The 4,548-nt window shown below is 65.7% G+C and carries 3 protein-coding genes and 1 pseudogene; all 4 read right to left on the bottom strand.

What is annotated here, in order from left to right; translation table 11 throughout:
- Nucleotides 1-85: 85 nt before the first annotated feature.
- Entirely contained in the window at nt 86-1,384 is a 1,299-nt protein-coding gene (moeA, locus tag ACO550_RS29705) for a molybdopterin molybdotransferase MoeA (RefSeq protein WP_315596953.1), read from the bottom strand.
- A gap of 55 nt (nt 1,385-1,439) precedes the next feature.
- The gene (gene mobA / locus ACO550_RS29700) at nt 1,440-2,060 is read right to left on the bottom strand and encodes a molybdenum cofactor guanylyltransferase MobA (protein WP_315596952.1); all 621 of its coding nucleotides are present in this window, start codon (nt 2,058-2,060) and stop codon (nt 1,440-1,442) included.
- 2 nt (nt 2,061-2,062) lie between these two features.
- Complete coding sequence (gene moaA / locus ACO550_RS29695) at nt 2,063-3,187, bottom strand: GTP 3',8-cyclase MoaA (protein WP_315596951.1); 1,125 nt, start codon at nt 3,185-3,187, stop codon at nt 2,063-2,065.
- A gap of 240 nt (nt 3,188-3,427) precedes the next feature.
- Nucleotides 3,428-4,548: pseudogene (locus ACO550_RS29690) on the bottom strand (ribonuclease E/G); the annotation flags it as partial.

Here is a 4,548-nt window from a genome sequence, read left to right as displayed (position 1 = left end):
AGCTTCGAGCGAGTGGTGTCCCGGTAGTTCCGCGTGGCGGGACTACGCGGCCGGGTTCGCAGCGCTTGCGGCGCGTGGGGAGGCGTCAGATCAGACCGTCGAACAGCATGATTTCGACGAGATCCCCGGCCAGCACGGTGTCCTGATCATGATCGAGCACGATAAAGCAATTCGCCTCGCTCATCGAGCGCAATACCCCTGACCCTTGCTGTCCGGTCAGGCGGACCTCCAGATTGCCGTCGGCACCCATCGCGGCGATGCCTCGCTGGTACTCGGTACGACCGGGCTTCTTGCGGATTGGCGTGGTGCTGCGCGCACGGATGCGCGGCAAGGGCGCCACGTCGGCACCCATCAACCGATGCAGGGCCGCACGCACGAAATGATAGAACGTCACCATCACGGCGACCGGATTGCCGGGCAGGCCGAAAAGCATGGCTTCATGGCCATTCGAGGCAATGCGCCCGAATGCCATCGGGCGGCCCGGTCGCATCGCGATCTTCCAGAACGTGACATCGCCGAGCTTGGCCATGATCTGCTTGGTATAGTCGGCGTCGCCCACTGACACGCCGCCCGACGTAATGATGGCATCGGCGTTTTCGCAAGCGCTGCGGAAGGCGGCCTCCATGGTCTCGGGGTCGTCGCGCACCACGCCCATGTCGATCAGTTCGACATTGAGCCGGCGCAGCATGCCATGCAGCGTATAGCGATTCGAGTCATAGACGCAGCCCGCGTCGAGCGGTTCGCCGACCGAGCGTAACTCGTCGCCGGTGGAAAAGAAGGCGACACGCAAGCGTCGGCGCACCTTGACTTCGGGTATCCCGAGCGAGGCCAGCAGACCCAGATCGGCCGGTGTCAGGATGCGGCCAGCGCGCAGTGCGGATTGACCACGTGCCAGGTCTTCGCCGCGCAGGCGTCGGTTGTCTCCGGCGCGCACCTGGTCGGGTGCGAAGCGGATCAGGTTTCCGCCGGCCTGGATCTCGACAAACTCTTGCGGTATCACGGTGTCGCAGCCCGCCGGCATGACCGCACCGGTCATGATGCGGACCGCCTGGTTTGCCTGGACCTCGCCTGCAAACGCATTGCCCGCGTAGGCCGTGCCAATGACTTCCAGTGCAAGGTCGCCGTGCCCCTGCGCCAGAGCCTGTGTCAATGCCTGGCTGGGGAACGCGTACCCGTCCATGGCCGAGTTGTCATGCGCGGGCACGTCGATTGGCGACGTCACGTCGTGGGCCAGCACGCGGTCCAATGCCGAGCGGATTGCCAGTTGCTCGATAGCGCGCACTGGCTCCAGTACCTCGGCGATGATGGCGTTGGCCTGGTTGACCGGCAGGGCGGACGGATCGTAGTCGGACAGGCACGAAATGACGGATTGCAGCGAAGGCATGGTCGTGATGCTGACGCGCGTGGCGCGCCGCGGCAATGGAAGGTTCGGGTGAAGTCTAACCTGTTGTCTGACCTGTTCGGTCAGTGGTCTCGTGCCAGTGCAGTTCGTCGAGCGTATTGATGTTGGCAAACGCGGCGGCATCCTCGAAAACGACTAGCGCCACGCGCTGGCTGGTGACCCATGTTTCGATCTTGCGCTGGCCCGCGTCGACATAGGCGCGCAGGCTGGTGGCGGCCGTGACCGGCATCATGCAGAACACCGGTTGCAGCCGTCGGCGACCATCGGCATCGAGCGTGGCCGGGATCGCGATCTCGGCTTGTTCCGCGTCGATCGCATGCGCCAGGCGGTCGACCAGGTCAGTCGGCAGGAAAGGGGTGTCGCAGGGCGCCGTGACCATCCAGCGCGTCTGGCATTGCGCAAGTCCGGCAAGCATGCCGGCCAGCGGCCCGGCGAAGTCAGGGATGGCATCGGGAATCACCGGGACGCCAAACGCACTGTAGCGATCCAGGTTCCGATTGGCATTGATCAGCATGGATCCAGTCTGCGGCGCCAGGCGCTGCAGCGTGTGCTGCACCATCGGCATGCCCTGGAAAGCTTGCAGGCCCTTGTCGGTGCCACCCATGCGGCTGCCTCGGCCGCCGGCCAGGATCAGGCCCGTGATGTCGTCGCGCACCATGGTCAGCCGCCGATATACGACATCTCGATCTTGCTTTCGGCTCGTGCGGCGCGTACGGCGGGGTCGCTGCGCTGCTCGGAATAGTTGTCGGTGCGCGCCTGCCATACCTGGGCAATGGCGTTGCCGATTTCCAGGTCGCTGTGGCCATCGCGCAGCAGCGCGCGCAGGTCGTAGCCCTCGGTGGCAAACAGGCACAGGTAGAGACGGCCTTCCGTGGACAGGCGAATCCGGCTGCAATCGCCACAGAAGGCATGCGTCACGCTGGAGATCACGCCGATCTCTCCGCCGCCGTCCCGGTAGCGCCAGCGCTCGGCGGTCTCTCCCGAGTAATTCGCGGAAATGGCTTCCAGCGGGAAAACTTCGTCAATGCGGCGCACCACGTCGGCCGATGGCAATACCTCATTCATCTGCCAGTGATTGCTGGCGCCGACATCCATGAACTCGATAAAGCGGACGATGGTGCCGCTGCCGCGAAAATGCCGAGCCATTGGCACGATTTCCTGATCGTTGGTGCCGCGCTTGACCACCATGTTGACCTTGAGCGGGGCCAGGCCCACCGCCTGCGCAACCTCGATGCCGTGCAGTACATCGCGCACGGCAAAGTCGACGTCGTTCATCTTGCGGAACGTGGTGTCATCGATGGCGTCCAGGCTGACCGTCACGCGTGTCAGGCCGGCATCGCGCAGCGATTGGGCCTTGCGTGCCAGCAGCGAGGCGTTGGTGGTCAGTGTCAGGTCCAGCGGCTTGCCCGATACGGTATCGATGCGGGCCAGCATTTCCACCAGGCGCTCGATGTTCTTGCGCAGCAGCGGCTCGCCACCGGTGAGCCGGATTTTCTCGACACCCTGCGCCACGAACAGGCGCGCGGCCCGCTCGATTTCCTCGAAGCTCAACAGCTCCGAGTGCGGCAGGAAGGTGTAGTCCTTGTCGAACACTTCCTTCGGCATGCAATAGACGCAGCGGAAGTTGCAGCGGTCGGTCACCGAGATGCGCAGGTCATGCAGCGGCCGGCCCCGCGTGTCGGCCACGAGCCCGGTCGGTGCCTGCAGGCGCGACGGAATGCTCGGCACCATCGATTTGTATCGATGGTCGCGCAGGTCGAAGATCGGAATGACAGTTTCGGTCATGATGTGTGGGGCCGCGGCTGACCGGCGCGCAGGGCGTCCGGGATAGCCATTCTGCTTGCCATTCTAGCCGAGTGCGGTATCACGCCGTGCGCAACACTGTGGTGACAACAGTACAGATAATGGTCGTGAACGGGAATACAGCGCGGGAATAGTGGGCGGGTTTGTCCCAAGTCAGTTTGGCGCCACAAAATAAAAAAGGGACGGCATTGCCGTCCCTTTCCCTTGCCAGCCTGCAGCGCGTTACTGCTGTTGCTGCTGTTGTTGCTGCTGGTTACCGGTTTCGACCAGGACCATCGGGCCTTCCGGCAGCGGCGGCAGCGGCTTGCGCTCACGCACCACGCGCGGGGCAGGTGCGATGCGTGCGGCGGCTTCCTGCGCGGCAGCATGCTTGGCGCTGTCCGTGTGTACCCACTGCAGGCCAGCGGCTTCCAGCATCGGCTCCAGCTTGCTGGCGCTCGCTTCTGCCACAACCGGAGCGGCTGCATAGCTTGCCACGACGGCAGGATCAGGGGTGGAGGCAGGTGCTTCAACCGCTGCGATCGATGCGGCGGGGGCAGGTGCCACGTCCGGCGTCACGATGACCGGCTCGGGAACCACCGGCGCGGTGGCAACCGGTGCCGGGGCTTCCACGGCCGGGCTTGCCGGGACCGGCGCAGCGGGCTCCACATAGGCAGGGGCGGGCGGGACCACCGGTGCCGATTGCGGTGCGGCAACCGCGGCGAACACCGGTTCGGCTGCCTGGGCAGGCGCCACCGGCTCGGGCTTGGCTACCGGTTCCACGCGTTCCAGCGCACCAGCAGCAGCGGCCGCCTCGACCACCACCGGCTGTGCCACCGGTTGCTCCACCGGTGCCGCCACTTCGGCCACCAGGGCCGGCGACGATGCCGATTCAGCTTCCGATTCGGTCACGCCTGCGCTGACTTCGGCCAGGTTCGCTTCGTTGACTTCGAGGTTCGGTGTGCCATCCTCGCGCTCGCGGCGGTAGCGGTTGCGACCGCGACGATTGCGGCGACGGCGTTCCTCGCCTTCACCTGCGTCGGCGGACACTGCCTCGCCGTCTTCGGCGCCAGCCGGGATATCCACGGCGGCAACGACTGCCGGCGCTGCCTGGGCGGCTTCAAACGCGGTCTGCGCAGTGGTGCCGGCGGCGTTCAGCGGCTCGTCGGTCTCGCGTGCCTCGGTGCGCTCACGCTGGCGTTCCCGTTGACGTTCGCGGCGTTCCTGGTTGCGCTCGCGGCGCGCTTCCTGGCGATCTTCCTGGCGGACTTCAGTGCGTTCGGTGGCCTGTGCGATGGCCGGCGTAGCCTGGCCTTCGCGCGGCGCGCGCGGCTGGCGTTCGCCACGCGGCTCACGCTGCTCGC

It is taken from the genome of Cupriavidus sp., from assembly GCF_057315035.1.
Note: the sequence above shows the minus strand (reverse complement) of the source record. Positions and strands in the feature narration are given on the sequence as shown.